The following is a 14,973-nucleotide window of genomic DNA, read 5'->3' on the forward strand; positions in this document are numbered from 1 at the left end:
GGCACAAAAAAGCCGCCTCGAAGGGCGGCTTTTTCATGTCCAGCGTCTGTAGCTTACAGACCGGACATCTTCTTGATCGCGCCAAGCAGCTCGTCATCCGAGCAGTCAGCACAGGTGCCTTTAGGCGGCATAGCATTCAGGCCTGTAATAGCCTTGGCCAGAATGCCATCCAAACCACCTTGGTGGTCAGCACGCTCTTTCCATGCCGCTGCGTCGCCAATTTTTGGCGCACCCAGCAGGCCAGAACTGTGGCAAGCGCCACAATGCTTAGCAATAATTTCGTCGCCGGTACGGTTACCACCACCAGCAGCGCTAGCGGCTACGGTAGCAACACCCTTACATTCTTCGCCCATCACGCAGACTTCACCCACCGGCTTTAAGCGCTCGGCAATGGCGTCGTCGGTCGTGGCTTGAGCAGTCACTGCCCACAGGGCCAAAACGGTAGCCGGTGCTACCAGGAGCTTTTTAATCAGGTTCACGGTACACCCTCTTCGTGGCTAGTCACGCTCGCGGCCACGGTTTCGCGAGCGGGCGACAGTATAGCCGTAAGCAGAGCCCGCTGAAACAACCCAGATTGTCGCAGGGTTATTATTTAGGCGGGCGCGACGACTGGTTTAGAAGTTGGCCGGCGTGGTCGCGCTGATCAATCGCGCCGGTTGAGTAAAAGGATTACGGAAGCGGTGCGGTTTGCTGCTTTCAAAATAGTAGCTATCGCCCGGCTCCAGCACGAACACCTCGGCCCCCACGGTCAGCTCCAGCTTACCCTCAATGACCATACCGGCCTCTTCACCCTCATGGGTGTACATCTCTTCGCCAGTATCGGCGCCCACTGGATAGATCTCGTCCAAGAAGCAAATAGCCCGGCTCGGATGCGCCTTGCCAACCAGCTTCATGGTAATGGTGCCACTGCAGATATCACTCAATTCGGCGGCGCGGTAGACCACCTGGGTCTGGTTATCCTGCTCGACGTCGAGGGAGAAAAACTCCACCAACGACATGGGGATACCGGCTAGCACCTTTTTCAGCGAACTGATCGAAGGACTAACGCTGTTCTTCTCGATCATGGAGATGGTGCTGTTAGTGACGCCCGCGCGTTTGGCGAGTTCACGTTGGGAAAGGCCTTTGAGCTTACGGATTGATTGCAGTCGTACACCGACGTCCAATGTTGGAGTCCCCCTAGGGAAAATACTGGTAATGGTGCCGTATGATGGCAACAGTGTTCAGTATTTACAACACCTGCGGCAGATCCCTTGCCGCAGCCTGGGGTTCACTCGCCGCTGTAGCTCAGCGGCACCCGGCGCAGGTTGCAAAACAGCTGGTAGGGAATGGTTTGCGCGGCTTGCGCCACATCGCTGGCCAGCACTTGCTGGCCCCACAGCTCTACGCTGCTGCCAAGGCCGGCGTGGGGCAGATCAGTGAGGTCGACGGTCAGCATGTCCATCGACACCCGGCCAATCAGCTGCGTGCGCACGCCATCGACCACCACCGGCGTACCAGTCGGCGCATGCCGTGGGTAGCCATCGGCATAACCCATGGCGACCACGCCGACGCGGGTTGGCCGAGCGCAGACAAACTTGGCGCCGTAGCCCACCGGCTCACCGGCCGGCAGTTCACGCACGCTGATGATCTTCGATTGCAGGGTCATCACTGGTTTGAGCTGTGCCGCCAGTGGCTGCTCGACCTCAAACGGCGTGGCGCCGTAGAGCATGATCCCCGGGCGCACCCAGTCGTTGGCGCTTTGCTCGGGGAACAGTTGCGGCCACCCCATAATGCCCGGCGAGTTACGCAAACTGACTTCGGCATTCAGCGCCGCGCGGGCCTGATTAAACGTGCTGAGCTGCTCGGCACTGCGGCTGCAATCCAACTCATCGGCGCGGCTGAAATGACTCATCAGCACGATCTTGTCGACCTTGCCGCTGGCCTGCAGGCGCTGATAAGCAGCCTGATATTCCGCCGGATGCAGACCCACACGGTGCATGCCGCTGTCCAGCTTCAGCCACAGGTTCAAACCGCTGACGGCGCTATTGATGATCGCCTCGATCTGCCACTGCGCATGCACCACACACCACAGCTGGTGCTGCACGATCAGCTCAAGCTCGTCGGCCTCAAAGAAACCTTCGAGCAGCAGGATTGGCCCGCGAATGCCGGCCGCACGCAGTTGCAGCGCTTCTTCGATACAGGCCACGGCAAAGCCATCGGCTTGCTCTTGCAGGGCTTCGGCGCAGCGCACCGCGCCATGCCCATAAGCATCGGCTTTAATCACCGCAAGGGCACGGGCGCCAGCAGTCTGCCGGGCCAATTGGTAGTTGTGACGCAGGGCATTGAGATCGATCAGGGCACGAGCAGGACGCATGCTGTTCTCAGTTACAAGCCGCATGCGCCGACAGTTCGCGCCGGGCATGCAGAGGGTGGAGGTTACAAGGTGGGCGCGCGCCTTACTGCGCGGCGACGACGGTCATTTCCACCAAGACTTCTGGTTTGTACATCTGCGCTTCAACACAGGCGCGCGCCGGGGCAGTACCCGCAGCCACCCAAGCATCCCAGACTTGATTGAGACCGACGTAGTCGCGCGCCATGTCGCGCAGGTAGATGGTCACACTCAAAATCTTCGACTTGTCGCTGCCTGCCTCGGCCAACAGGCGGTCGATATTAGCCAGCGTTTCGCGAGTTTGCTGGACGATATCGCCGCTGTAGTCATCCGCCAACTGCCCCGCCAGGTAGACGGTGTGATTGTGGATGACGATTTCGCTGTAACGGGCCTCAGTGTGCAGGCGCTGTACTGACATGTTCGGTGTTCTCCTGGGAACGGCTATAACGGGAAATATCCAGGCCGGCGGCGCTGATCTGCGGGCGCTGCTTGGCGATCAAATCCGCCAGCAAACGACCCGAGCCGCAAGCCATGGTCCAGCCCAGTGTGCCGTGCCCAGTGTTGAGGAACAAATTGCGCAGTGGGGTCGCCCCCACAATCGGCGTGCCATCTGGCGTGGCCGGACGCAGCCCGGTCCAGAATTCAGCCTGGCTCAGGTCGCCGCCTTGTGGATAAAGATCACTGGTGATCATTTCCAGCGTCTTGCGCCGTTTGGGGTTCAGGCTCAGGTCGAAGCCGGCGATTTCCGCCATGCCGCCGACGCGAATACGCTGATCAAAACGGGTGATGGCGACCTTGTAAGTCTCATCCAGGATGGTCGAAGTTGGCGCCATCTCCGGGTTGGTGATCGGCACGGTCAGCGAGTATCCCTTAAGCGGGTACACCGGCGCCTTGATGCCCAGCGGCTTGAGCATCTGCGGGCTGAAGCTGCCCAAGGCCAGCACGTATTTGTCGGCGGTTTCCAGCTTGCCGTCGATCCACACGCCGTTGACCCGGTCACCCACCGCGTCGATGCGCTCGATGTTCTGCCCGAAGCGGAATTCCACGCCCAGGTCTTTGGCCATTTGCGCCAGTTTGGTGGTGAACATCTGGCAGTCGCCGGTTTGGTCATTCGGCAGGCGCAGGGCGCCGGCGAGCTTATGGGTGACGCCAGCCAGCGCCGGCTCGACCCGGGCGATGCCGTCACGATCCAGCAGTTCATAGGGCACGCCGGAGGCTTGCAGCACGGCGATGTCTTTCGCCGCGGCATTCAGTTGCGCTTGGTTGCGGAACAGTTGGGTGGTGCCCAGCGTGCGGCCTTCGTAGGCGATGCCGGTTTCTGCACGCAGCTCATCGAGGCAGTCGCGACTGTACTCAGACAACCGCACCATGCGCTCTTTGTTCACCGCATAGCGGCTGGCGGTGCAATTGCGCAGCATTTGCGCCATCCACAGGTATTGCTGGACATCGCCAGTGAGCTTGATCGCCAGCGGCGCGTGTTTGGCCAGCAGCCATTTGATCGCTTTGAGCGGCACGCCCGGGGCAGCCCAAGGCGATGCGTAGCCTGGCGAGACCTGGCCGGCGTTGGCAAAGCTGGTTTCCATGGCCGGCGCCGCCTGGCGATCCACCACCACCACTTCAAAACCTTGCCGCGCTAAGTAGTACGCACTGGCTGTACCGACTACACCACTACCCAGAACCAAAACCCGCATGACGCTCTCCTCATCGTGACCCGGCACGACGAACATTTTGTATGACAACAGATGGGCAGAAGTATAGGAAGACACAGGCAGTGCTTTTCACTATATAAGCAGCTATATTTGGCGACAATTATCGACAAAAATGCCTTAAGCAGAGGCGGATCCCCCATGAGAACCCAACATCAAAGCCGTCGTGAACTGGACAAGATTGATCGCAACATTTTGCGCATCCTGCAAGAAGATGGGCGCATCAGTTTTACCGAGCTGGGCGAGCGTGTCGGCTTGTCTACCACGCCGTGCACTGAGCGCGTACGCCGCTTAGAGCGTGAAGGCATCATCATGGGCTACAACGCCCGCCTCAACCCGCAACACCTCAAGGCCAGCCTGTTGGTGTTCGTTGAGATCAGCCTGGACTACAAGTCTGGCGACACCTTCGAAGAGTTCCGCCGCGCCGTGCTCAAGCTGCCCCACGTGCTGGAGTGTCACCTGGTTTCCGGCGACTTCGACTACCTGGTTAAAGCACGCATCAACGAGATGGCCAGCTACCGCAAGCTGCTCGGCGACATCCTGCTCAAGCTGCCCCATGTGCGTGAGTCGAAGAGCTATATCGTCATGGAAGAGGTCAAAGAGAGCCTCAGCCTGCCGATCGCCGACTGAGCTAGACCAGTACCTGACGGGTGCTGGCAATCAGTTGATGGATCTGCCGCTCGACGCTTGCCTCGACCCACTCTTCTGGGCGCTGCCCCTGCGGGCAAGGCAGGCGTGGAGTGGTGCCGAACAAGCGGCAAATCAGCGGCCGCTGGTCATACACCGTGCAGCCTTGCGGGCCTAAGTGCACGCAGTTGTACTCAGCCAGGGCGGCGTCATGCTCGGCGTCGCTCTTGACCGGCAAGCGGGCCATTTCCTCCGATGAAGCCGTCACCGGCCCACAGCAATCGTGGCAGCCGGGCACACAGGCGAAGCTGGGAATCTGCAAACGCAGCTTGTCGATTTTGCGGCAATTGCTGTTCATGGGCCTATCCGGAAGAAATCGCGCGCATTCTACCGCGCAGCAGCGCTAAAGCATGTCTGTAAGCGACCCAGTTGGCCTTTAGCGGCGATTTCCCCTTGGCGAGCAGGGAAAAGCGCGCTTATGCTTCGTAAAATTTCCCAAACACAATAATCAGGATTCCACACATGAACGCCCGCGTTCACGCCCCCGTGCACAGCCCTCAGCACGCCGCGTCCTATTACGCCGCCAGCGCCAAGCAAAGCCTTACGTTGCCTAGCCTGCAAGGCGCTCTCAGCGCTGATGTGTGCATCGTGGGCGGCGGTTTTTCCGGCCTCAACACGGCCATCGAGCTGGCGCAGAAAGGCCTGTCGGTGGTGCTGCTGGAAGCCCACAAGATTGCTTGGGGCGCCAGCGGACGTAACGGCGGGCAACTGATTCGCGGGGTCGGCCATGATGTTGAGCAGTTCGCCCCCATCGTCGGCGCCGACGGCGTCCGTCAATTCAAGCTGATGGGACTGGAGGCGGTGGAGATCGTTCGCCAGCGCGTGGCGCAGTTCAATATCGACTGCGACCTGACCTGGGGTTATTGCGACCTGGCCAACAAGCCCAGCCACTTCGCCGGCTTTGCCGAGGACATGGCCGAGCTGCAAAGCCTCGGCTACCGCCACCCGATGCGCCTGGTGCAACCGGAAAACATCCATGAGGTGGTCGGCTCAACCCTCTACCACGGCGCCATGATCGACATGGGCTCCGGTCACCTGCATCCGCTGAATCTGGCACTGGGCGAAGCCGCCGCCGCGCAAAGCCTGGGTGTGCAGCTGTTTGAACAGTCCGCGGTAACCCGCATCGACTATGGCCACGAAGTGCAGGTGCACACCGCCCAAGGCCAGGTGCGGGCGAAGTATCTGGTGCTGGCCTGCAACGCTTACCTCAACGGCCTGAATAACCAATTGGGCGGCAAGGTGCTACCGGCGGGCAGCTATGTGATCGCCACCGAGCCGCTGAGCGAAGCCGAAGCCAAAGCGCTGATTCCACAAAATATGGCGCTGTGCGACCAACGGGTGACGGTGGACTACTATCGCCTGTCCGCTGACCGGCGCCTGCTGTTTGGCGGTGCCTGCCACTATTCCGGCCGCGATCCAGCGGACATCGCCGGCTATATGCGGCCGAAGATGCTGAAAGTCTTCCCCCACTTGGCCAATAAGCGTATCGACTACCAGTGGGGCGGCATGATCGGCATTGGCGCCAACCGCCTGCCGCAAATCGGGCGCCTCAGCGAGCAGCGTAACGTGTTCTACGCCCAGGCCTACGCCGGCCATGGCGTCAACGCCACCCACCTAGCCGGCAAACTGCTCGGCGAGGCGATTGCCGGGCAAGCCAGCAAGGGTTTTGATCTGTTTGCCCAAGTGCCGCATATGACCTTCCCCGGCGGCAAACACCTGCGCTCGCCACTGCTGGCCTTGGGCATGCTCTGGCACCGCTTTAAAGAGCTGCTGTAACACAGCGACACGCCGCCAAGACTTGGCTTGGCTTGGCTTGGCGGCGCATGCTCGGCCTTTGGCTGCATGACCACTCACCACGTCTAGCGCCAAAACGGCTGACTGGCCTCACGCTGCGCCTGCTCACGGTTCAGGCCCACATCCTTCAGTTGTTCATCGCTCAATTCGGCCAACACGGCCCGCGTCTGCTTGCGCAAACGAATACGCGCCCAGACAGCGCGCCAAGCCGCTACGCCATACAGATGCTTGCCGCTGGTCAGTCCCGCTGAGTCATCCTGCCCACCGCTTAACCGCTCTAGTTTGCTGCTACGCATAAACGCCTCCGATTCCCCTTGGGCCGAGTGAATAGGATGAATGGCAAGGCGCTAGGCAGACAGATCCAACAAATCAGTTTAAAAACCATACAGATCAGCCAACTTACGCCTGAATGGCTTTTTTAAGGCCAATCTGTATGGTCGCAAGCACCAAGGATCGCCCATGAGTCTTTATCAGCAGCTCGCCGAACAGCTCGCCACCCGCATCGAACAAGGCCTGTATCGGCCCGGCCAACGCTTGCCCTCGGTGCGCACCCTGAGCCAGGAACATGGGGTTAGCCTGAGCACCGTGCAGCAGGCCTACCGCCAGCTGGAGGACCAAGGCCTGGCGCAGCCCAAGGCCAAGTCCGGTTATTTCGTCCCTCAGGCCCGGCCCACGCCGCCCCTGCCGAGCATGGGCCGGGCACCACAACGGCCGGTGGAAATATCCCAGTGGCCACAGGTGCTCGAGCTGGTCAGCCAGGCCCCCGGCAGCGGCTGGCTGCAACTGGGTCGCGGCATGCCGGATATCAGCAGCCCCACCCTGAAACCCTTGCTGCGCAGCCTTGCCCAACTGAGCCGGCGCCAGCAATTGCGCGAGCTGAGCTATGGCAGCCTGCAAGGCGACCCGGCGCTGCGCGAGCAAATCGCCCGGCTAATGCTCGACTCCGGCTGCCAGATCGCCGCCGATGAACTGCTGATCACCACCGGCTGCCATGAGGCTTTATCGATTGCCCTGCGCAGCCTGTGCCAGCCCGGCGATATCGTAGCGGTCGACTCACCGAGTTTTCACGGCGTGATGCAGGCGCTTAAGGGCTTCAATATCAAAGCCCTCGAGCTGCCCACCGATCCACTTACCGGCATCAGCCTGCCAGCCTTGGAGCTGGCTCTGGAGCAGTGGCCGATCAAGGCGATTCAGCTGACCCCCAGCTGCAATAATCCGCTGGGCTACATCATGCCCGACGCCCACAAGCGTGCCCTGCTAGCCCTGGCCCAGCGGCATGACGTGGCGGTTATTGAAGACGATGTGTACGGCGACCTGGCTTACCGCTACCCACGGCCGCGCACGATTAAGTCGTTTGATGATGACGGCCGCGTGCTGCTCTGCAGCTCTTTCTCCAAGACCCTGGCGCCGGGCCTGCGCGTCGGCTGGATCGCCCCCGGCCGCTACCTGCAGCAGGTGCAACATCAGAAGTACATCAGCAGCGGGATGAATGCACCGGTGCCGCAGCACGCGCTGGCCGACTTTATCAGCCAGGGCCACTACCAGCCCCACCTGCGCCGCATGCGCAGCCAGTACGCGCAAAACCTAGGCTTGGTGGTCGAATGGATCAGCCGTTACCTGCCGCCCGGCACCCGGGTGAGCCAACCCCGGGGCGGCTTTATGCTGTGGCTGGAATTAGCGCCGCAGTTCGACAGCCAGCGCCTCAATCGGTTGTTGGCGCCCCATAAGCTGATGGTGGCACCGGGCAGCATCTTCTCCGCCGCCGGCAAGTACCGAAACTGCCTGCGCCTGAACTACGCGCTCAAGCCCACCCCTGATCTGGAGCAGGCGATTAAGCAGCTGGGCCTGTGCATCGACAGCCTGCTGGAGGCGCACGCTTAGGTGCCCTGCACCGCTTGCAAGCCCTTGCCGCGCCAGACCAGCACAACAAACACCGCTGCGCCTAGGGCCATCATCAATGGCAAGGCATGGCCGCTGACCCACTGACTGACCGCCCCGGTCAGCAACGGCCCGACCAAGCAACCCAAGCCCCACAGCTGGGCGATATGGGCGTTGGCCTTGACCAACTGCTCATCACGATAACGCTCGCCGATCAGAATCAAGGCCAGGGTGAACAGGCTGCCGGCCGTGGCGCCAAACAGCACCAACAACGGCCAGATCAGCACCGTATGCAGCAGCAACGGAATGGCCAGGCTGCTGACACACAGCCCCAAACCGCAGAACAGATACAGACGCTGGCGTGACAGGCGATCGGCCAGCCAGCCAATTGGCAATTGCAGCGCCGCATCGCCGACCACCACCACGCTGACCAGCAGCAGCGCGACGTCCTGCGTAAAGCCCTGACGCAGGCCGTACACCGGCATCAACGTCAGCACCATGGCCTCGAAGGCGGCAAACAGCATCACCCCCCAGGCAATCGCTGGCATGCCCTGACAGAACTGCCACAAACCACGCCCCGAGGCGCTGTGCGCATCGACCTTAGGTGCACCGGTGCGGCCCAGCAGCCACAGGCTGCCAGCGATCAGCAAGGCCACGCCGATCCAAAACCCCAGATCGTTGTCAGTGCCCACCGCCGCCAGAATCAACGGACCACCCAGATAGCTCAGGGCATAGCCGGTGCCATACAGCGCGACCAAGCGCCCGCGCAGATGCTCCGGCACCAGTTGGTTGATCCAGCTTTCGCCCAACACGAAGACCACGGTCAAACCGACGCCCAGCAGCAGACGCAAAATCAACCACAGGTAGTAGTGCTGCATTAACGCCATAAGAATGGTGGCCAGCGCGCCGACCAGCAGACACAGGCGCATCACTCGCTCAGTGCCCAAGGCACCAGCCAAGCGCCCGGCGATGGAAGCGCCAAGCAACACACCGACGGCCGGCGTCGCCGCCATCACGCCAATGGCGAACGAGCCGTAGCCCCACTCTTCTAGCCGCAACGACACCAGCGGCATGGTCACGCCCAACGCCAGACCGATGCTGATCACTGCCGCACATACGGCGAAATAAGTACCCCAACGCATTGCCAGAATCCTTCGAACTGCACTGCACAAAGCAAACGGCCGGACTCCTCAGGAGCCCGGCCGCCAGCGGTACCGAGCACGCCTCACGGCATGCTCAGGCGGGAGTGACTTAGAGCTTGAACCAGGTGGCTTTGAGCTCGGTGTACTTATCGAAGGCGTGCAACGACTTGTCGCGACCGTTACCGGATTGCTTGAAGCCACCAAACGGCGCGGTCATATCGCCCATGTCGTATTGGTTGATCCACACACTACCGGCGCGCACGGCACGGGCCACACGGTGGGCACGGGACAGATTATCGGTCCAGATACCAGCAGCCAGACCGTAAATGGTGTCGTTGGCAATCGCCACGGCCTCGGCTTCGTCTTCAAAGCCAATCACCGCCAGCACTGGGCCAAAGATTTCTTCTTTGGCGATGCGCATGGCGTTGTTCACCCCATCAAATATCGTCGGCTGCACATAGGTGCCACCCGTCTCTTCCAGCACTTGCGCGCCGCCGGCTACCAATTTGGCGCCATCGTCGTGACCGGCCTGGATGTACTTGAGCACCTGATTCATCTGCACGCTATCCACCAGCGCACCGACGTTAGTCGCCGGGTCCAGCGGGTTGCCCGGCTTCCAGGCTTTGAGCGCCTCGATCACCATGGGCACGAACTTATCTTTGATCGAGTTTTGCACCAGCAAACGCGAGCCAGCGGTACAGACTTCACCTTGGTTGAAGGCGATGGCGCCAGCGGCACCTTCCGCAGCGGCTTTGAGGTCCGGCGCATCGGCAAACACGATGTTCGGGCTCTTACCACCGGCTTCCAGCCACACGCGCTTCATGTTCGACTCGCCGGCGTAAATCATCAGCTGCTTAGCCACTTTGGTCGAACCGGTGAACACCAGGGTGTCGACATCCATATGCAGGGCCAGAGCCTTGCCTACGGTATGCCCAAAGCCTGGCAGCACGTTCAGCACGCCAGCCGGAATGCCTGCCTCGATGGCCAGTTGAGCGATACGAATGCCCGTCAGCGGCGATTTTTCCGATGGCTTGAGGATCACCGAGTTACCGGTGGCCAGCGCCGGGCCGAGCTTCCAGCAGGTCATCAGCAGGGGGAAGTTCCACGGCACGATGGCCGCGACCACACCGACCGGCTCACGGGTAACCAGACCCAGCTCATCGTGGGGGGTGGCCGCCACTTCGTCGTAAATCTTGTCGATCGCCTCACCGCTCCAGCGGATAGCGCGCGAAGCAGCCGGTACGTCGATGCTCAGGGAGTCGCTGATCGGTTTACCCATATCGAGGGTTTCCAGCAGCGCCAGCTCCTCGGCGTTGGCATCCAGCAGATCGGCAAAACGGATCATCGCCTCTTTGCGCTTAACCGGTGCCAAGCGCGACCACACCCCCGACTCGAACACCGCACGCGCGACACTGACCGCCGCCTCAGCATCGGCGCTGTCACAGCTGGCAACCACCCCGAGCACGCGGCCATCTACTGGGCTGATGCAATCGAAGGTCGCGCCAGAAGCGGCATCGCGGTACTCACCGTGGATAAACGCGCGGCCTTCAATCTTCAGGGCCTTGCTGCGTTGTTCCCAATCGGTACGAGTCAGGCTGGTCATCTCTCTATCCTCTTTCCCAGTAAAGCGGCGCAGCTAAGCTGCACACGCTATCAATTATTGTTATGGGCGGAGCAAGCCCCAATGGTGCTGGCAACACTAAACGAGTGCAGGGTGTTGTTCCAATATTTTTTACAAGCCGGGCGAAACCAGCTTGTTATGTTCACTTTATTAAACATAGACTGACCTTTCGTCGGTTTCGCCATGTACGCCTACCCTTGTGGGCGCCCAACTGAATTCGGACTTTTTATGAAAATTGAAAATATTGTCGATTTCGCCGAGGCCAAAACTCGCGCTGAACACTACCTGCCAGCAGCGGAAAAAATCCTCAAGGGCGACCCTAAGCAAAACGTGCGCAACCACTACAGCAGCCCCTGCGGGCAGTTCAGCGCCGGGGTCTGGGAAGGCGAGCCAGGGCAGTGGAACATCAACTACACCGAACACGAGTACTGCGAAATTCTCCACGGCGTGTCGGTGATTCGCGACAAAGACGGCAACAGCAAAACCTTGCGTGCCGGCGATCGCTTTGTCATCCCGGCCGGCTTTAGCGGTACCTGGGAAGTGGTCGAGGCGTGCCGCAAGGTCTACGTGATGTTCGAGCAGGCGCCGGCCTGAACAGTTTTTCAGCGTCCCCCTTTAGCCCGCTGAACGCGGGCTTTTTCTTGTCCGCCAAAGGCTTTAAGGCAAATCGCAGGCAAGAAAAAACCCGCACTAGGCGGGTTTCTTCACAAGGTGCGCGATCAATTACTTGATCTTGCCTTCCTTGTAGATCACGTGCTTACGCACAACAGGATCGTATTTCTTGATTTCGATCTTGTCAGGCGTGGTGCGCTTGTTTTTGTCGGTAGTGTAGAAGTGACCAGTACCGGCACTCGAGATCAAACGGATCAATTCACGCATGATGTTCCCCTTAAACCTTTTCGCCGCGAGCGCGCAGCTCGGACAGAACAACGTCAATACCACGCTTGTCGATTACACGCATGCCTTTGGCAGAAACGCGCAGACGCACGAAACGGTTCTCAGACTCAACCCAGAAGCGGTGATGCTGCAGGTTTGGCAGGAAACGACGACGGGTTTTGTTGTTTGCGTGGGAAATGTTATTCCCGGTTACTGGACCCTTACCAGTAACTTGACAGACTCTAGACATGCCTCAGCCCTCTAAAACCACATGCCCAACCCGGCATGGGTTGGCCGCTTAAACTCAATGTCATTGGCGCTTAACGCCGCGTATCTCGAGGGTCTTACCGGCCATACCTGATAGCGCAAGAACCGGGCCCCTACAAAAGAGCGCTGCTTTATACCAGAAAGCCCCCAGTGCAACAAGGTTAACCGTACTTTGCTTAACTAAATGCCAAGCCGTTTTGGCCAAGCAGAGCAGCCGCCAATGGCCATTAGGCATTTCTGCCATTCGTCGCCGCAGCTGATTGCTCTGTGGCCCGGTAATGCCCTAGGGTAAGGCTTTCTTATATGCCCGGCGTTGCTTGTCCATACAACCTTGAGGAGTTTGCCATGCGTTTTGCCCGTCTGCCGCTGCTGCTAGTGCCCTTGCTCGCGCAAGCGTCGGCCATGGCCAGCACTCTAAGCGTCTGCACTGAAGCCAGCCCCGAGGGCTTTGATGTGGTGCAGTACAACTCTCTGACCACCACTAATGCTTCGGCCGATATGCTGATGAACCGCCTAGTGGACTTCGACGCCAGCAGCGGCAAGCTGGTGCCGAGCCTGGCGCAAAGCTGGCAGATCAGCGCCGATGGCCTGAGCTATGACTTCACCCTGCGCAGCGACGTGACCTTTCATCACACCGCCTACTTCAGCCCCAGCCGCAAGCTGAATGCCGACGACGTGCTGTTCAGCTTTCAGCGCATGCTCGAGCCCAACCACCCGTGGGCCAAGGTGGCCGTCAACGGCTACCCCCACGCCCAGTCGCTGCAACTGCCGGCGCTGATCAAAAGTCTGGAGAAAACCGGCGAGCACAGCCTGCGCTTTACCCTCAATCACCCGGACGCGACCTTCCTCGCCACCTTGAGCATGGGTTTCGCTTCTATTTATTCAGCCGAATATGCCGAGCAACTGCTCAAGGCCGGCAAGCCTGAACTGCTGAACAGCCAGCCGATTGGCAGCGGGCCCTTTGTGCTTAAGCGCTATCAAAAAGACGCGGTGATCCGCTACACCGCCAACACCGAGTACTTCGCGGGTAAACCGGCGGTGGATAACCTGATCTTCGCCATCACCCCGGACGCCAACGTGCGCCTGCAAAAACTGCGGCGCAATGAATGCCAGATCGCCCTGTCGCCCAAACCCATGGACGTGCAGGCCGTGCAAGGCGATAAAAACTTAACCAGCGCCCACATCGCCGCCTTTATGACCGCCTTCGTCGCCATCAACAGCCAACATCCACCGCTGGATAAGCCCGAAGTGCGCCAGGCGATCAACCTCGCCTTCGATAAAGCCAGCTACCTGCAAGCGGTGTTTGAGAACAGCGCCGAAGCCGCCAACGGGCCCTACCCGGCCAATACCTGGAGCTATAACCAAGCCCTGCCCGGCTATGCCCACGACCCGGCAAAAGCCCGCGACCTGCTCAAGCAAGCGGGCCTGGCCGACGGATTTAGCACCACCATCTGGACCCGCCCCAGCGGCAGCCTGCTTAACCCCAATCCGAGCTTAGGCGCGCAGTTGCTGCAGGCTGACTTGGCTAAAGTCGGGATTAAAGCCGAGATCCGCGTGATCGAGTGGGGCGAGCTGATCCGCCGCGCCAAGGCCGGCGAGCACGACCTGCTGTTTATGGGCTGGGCGGGCGATAACGGCGACCCGGACAACTTCCTCACCCCGCAGTTTTCCTGCGCCTCGGTACAGTCGGGGCTGAACTTTGCGCGTTATTGCAACCAACAGCTCGACGACCTGATCCGCGACGGCAAGCGCATCAGCGACCAGGGCCAACGCAGCAAGCTGTATGCGCAAGCTCAGCAGATCATCCAGCAGCAAGCGCTGTGGCTGCCGCTGGCCAACCCGACGGCTTACACCTTGCTGCGCAAGGAAGTCAGCGGCTATCAGGTCAGCCCCATCGGCCGCCTGGATCTGGCCAAGGTGCAGCTGAGCCGCTAGGCCTCACAGCCAGCCAAACTCAGCCAGCGACAGCGGCTCGCCATCGCCGACGATAAAGTGATCGAGCACGCGCACATCGACCAGCTCCAGAGCCTCCTTCAGGCGCCGGGTCAGTACCCGGTCCGCCTGACTGGGCTCGGCCACGCCGGAGGGATGATTGTGGGTGAGGATCAGCGCCGCCGCGTTATGCGCCAGCGCCCGCTTCACGACTTGGCGCGGATAGACGCTGGCACTGTCGATAGAGCCGTGAAACAGCGCTTCAAAAGCCAGTACCCGATGCTTGGCATCGAGAAACAAACAGCCGAACACCTCATGGGGCTCGTGACGCAGCAACGCCTTGAGGTAATCGCGCACTGCCTGCGGGCTTTCCAGCGCCGAGTCGCGCCGTAGCTGCTCGGCCAGATGGCGCCGGGCCATTTCCAGCACCGCCTGCAACTGAGCGAACTTGGCCGGACCTAGACCTAAACGCTGACTAAACGACGGCAAATCCGCCTGCAACAAGCTGCGCAGGCTGCCAAAGTCGTTTAACAGATGACGCGCCAGCTCCACCGCCGATTGTCCGGCAACACCCGTGCGCAGAAAGATCGCCAACAGCTCCGCATCAGTCAGGCTGGCGGCACCTTTGGCCAATAGTTTTTCCCGCGGCCGCTCAGCGGCCGGCCAGTCGCGAATACTCATCACACCTCCTTGTGCGATAAC

General features: G+C 60.4%; 17 protein-coding genes. 5 read left to right on the forward strand and 12 right to left on the reverse strand.

The window, feature by feature from the left end:
• Nucleotides 1-53: 53 nt before the first annotated feature.
• The 5 genes from NTD81_RS17325 to dadA form a co-directional block, all read right to left on the reverse strand.
• Complete coding sequence (locus NTD81_RS17325; protein WP_262183944.1) at nucleotides 54-479, reverse strand: c-type cytochrome; 426 nt, start codon at nucleotides 477-479, stop codon at nucleotides 54-56.
• A 135-nt stretch (nucleotides 480-614) separates the two neighbouring features.
• Complete coding sequence (locus tag NTD81_RS17330; protein ID WP_262183946.1) at nucleotides 615-1,163, reverse strand: cupin domain-containing protein; 549 nt, start codon at nucleotides 1,161-1,163, stop codon at nucleotides 615-617.
• 104 nt (nucleotides 1,164-1,267) lie between these two features.
• Nucleotides 1,268-2,353, reverse strand: coding sequence for an alanine racemase (gene alr / locus NTD81_RS17335; protein WP_262183947.1), 1,086 nt, complete (start codon nucleotides 2,351-2,353; stop codon nucleotides 1,268-1,270).
• 82 nt (nucleotides 2,354-2,435) lie between these two features.
• Entirely contained in the window at nucleotides 2,436-2,786 is a 351-nt protein-coding gene (locus tag NTD81_RS17340) for a RidA family protein (protein WP_262183948.1), read from the reverse strand.
• On the reverse strand, nucleotides 2,761-4,059 hold the full coding sequence (gene dadA, locus NTD81_RS17345; protein ID WP_262183950.1) for a D-amino acid dehydrogenase: 1,299 nt from the start codon (nucleotides 4,057-4,059) through the stop codon (nucleotides 2,761-2,763). Before dadA ends, NTD81_RS17340 begins: the two co-directional genes overlap by 26 nt.
• Before the next feature lie 156 nt (nucleotides 4,060-4,215).
• On the opposite strand from dadA, the gene dadR reads away from it, so the two are divergent.
• Complete coding sequence (dadR, locus tag NTD81_RS17350; protein ID WP_262183951.1) at nucleotides 4,216-4,704, forward strand: transcriptional regulator DadR; 489 nt, start codon at nucleotides 4,216-4,218, stop codon at nucleotides 4,702-4,704.
• A gap of 1 nt (nucleotide 4,705) precedes the next feature.
• Here the strand turns inward: dadR and NTD81_RS17355 are convergent, their stop codons facing one another.
• Complete coding sequence (locus tag NTD81_RS17355; RefSeq protein WP_262183952.1) at nucleotides 4,706-5,059, reverse strand: YkgJ family cysteine cluster protein; 354 nt, start codon at nucleotides 5,057-5,059, stop codon at nucleotides 4,706-4,708.
• A 164-nt stretch (nucleotides 5,060-5,223) separates the two neighbouring features.
• Here NTD81_RS17355 and NTD81_RS17360 point away from each other — a divergent pair, with 164 nt between their 5' ends.
• Nucleotides 5,224-6,537: an NAD(P)/FAD-dependent oxidoreductase gene (locus NTD81_RS17360; protein WP_262183953.1), complete on the forward strand. Its 1,314-nt coding sequence runs from the start codon at nucleotides 5,224-5,226 to the stop codon at nucleotides 6,535-6,537.
• An 83-nt stretch (nucleotides 6,538-6,620) separates the two neighbouring features.
• On the opposite strand, the gene NTD81_RS17365 is transcribed toward NTD81_RS17360, so the two are convergent.
• On the reverse strand, nucleotides 6,621-6,851 hold the full coding sequence (locus NTD81_RS17365; protein WP_262183955.1) for a DUF1127 domain-containing protein: 231 nt from the start codon (nucleotides 6,849-6,851) through the stop codon (nucleotides 6,621-6,623).
• Nucleotides 6,852-7,014: 163 nt separating this feature from the next.
• On the opposite strand from NTD81_RS17365, the gene NTD81_RS17370 reads away from it, so the two are divergent.
• Entirely contained in the window at nucleotides 7,015-8,436 is a 1,422-nt protein-coding gene (locus NTD81_RS17370; RefSeq protein ID WP_262183957.1) for a PLP-dependent aminotransferase family protein, read from the forward strand.
• Here the strand turns inward: NTD81_RS17370 and NTD81_RS17375 are convergent.
• Complete coding sequence (locus NTD81_RS17375; protein ID WP_262183958.1) at nucleotides 8,433-9,575, reverse strand: MFS transporter; 1,143 nt, start codon at nucleotides 9,573-9,575, stop codon at nucleotides 8,433-8,435. The genes NTD81_RS17370 and NTD81_RS17375 overlap by 4 nt on opposite strands.
• 109 nt (nucleotides 9,576-9,684) lie before the next feature.
• The gene (locus NTD81_RS17380) at nucleotides 9,685-11,178 is read right to left on the reverse strand and encodes an aldehyde dehydrogenase (protein ID WP_262183960.1); all 1,494 of its coding nucleotides are present in this window, start codon (nucleotides 11,176-11,178) and stop codon (nucleotides 9,685-9,687) included.
• A gap of 246 nt (nucleotides 11,179-11,424) precedes the next feature.
• Between NTD81_RS17380 and NTD81_RS17385 the strand changes: the two genes are divergently transcribed.
• The gene (locus NTD81_RS17385) at nucleotides 11,425-11,790 is read left to right on the forward strand and encodes a cupin domain-containing protein (RefSeq protein WP_262183961.1); all 366 of its coding nucleotides are present in this window, start codon (nucleotides 11,425-11,427) and stop codon (nucleotides 11,788-11,790) included.
• 129 nt (nucleotides 11,791-11,919) lie between these two features.
• On the opposite strand, the gene rpmG is transcribed toward NTD81_RS17385, so the two are convergent.
• Together rpmG and rpmB are read right to left on the reverse strand one after the other, a co-directional pair.
• Nucleotides 11,920-12,075, reverse strand: coding sequence for a 50S ribosomal protein L33 (gene rpmG, locus NTD81_RS17390; RefSeq protein ID WP_003177274.1), 156 nt, complete (start codon nucleotides 12,073-12,075; stop codon nucleotides 11,920-11,922).
• A 10-nt stretch (nucleotides 12,076-12,085) separates the two neighbouring features.
• On the reverse strand, nucleotides 12,086-12,322 hold the full coding sequence (gene rpmB / locus NTD81_RS17395; RefSeq protein WP_233683241.1) for a 50S ribosomal protein L28: 237 nt from the start codon (nucleotides 12,320-12,322) through the stop codon (nucleotides 12,086-12,088).
• A gap of 362 nt (nucleotides 12,323-12,684) precedes the next feature.
• On the opposite strand from rpmB, the gene NTD81_RS17400 reads away from it, so the two are divergent.
• Nucleotides 12,685-14,274, forward strand: coding sequence for an ABC transporter substrate-binding protein (locus tag NTD81_RS17400; protein ID WP_262183962.1), 1,590 nt, complete (start codon nucleotides 12,685-12,687; stop codon nucleotides 14,272-14,274).
• A gap of 3 nt (nucleotides 14,275-14,277) precedes the next feature.
• Here the strand turns inward: NTD81_RS17400 and radC are convergent, their stop codons facing one another.
• Complete coding sequence (gene radC / locus NTD81_RS17405) at nucleotides 14,278-14,952, reverse strand: RadC family protein (RefSeq protein ID WP_262183963.1); 675 nt, start codon at nucleotides 14,950-14,952, stop codon at nucleotides 14,278-14,280.
• Nucleotides 14,953-14,973: the final 21 nt, after the last annotated feature.

The sequence above is a fragment of the Pseudomonas sp. 5P_3.1_Bac2 genome (assembly GCF_025465995.1).
GTDB lineage: Bacteria > Pseudomonadota > Gammaproteobacteria > Pseudomonadales > Pseudomonadaceae > Aquipseudomonas.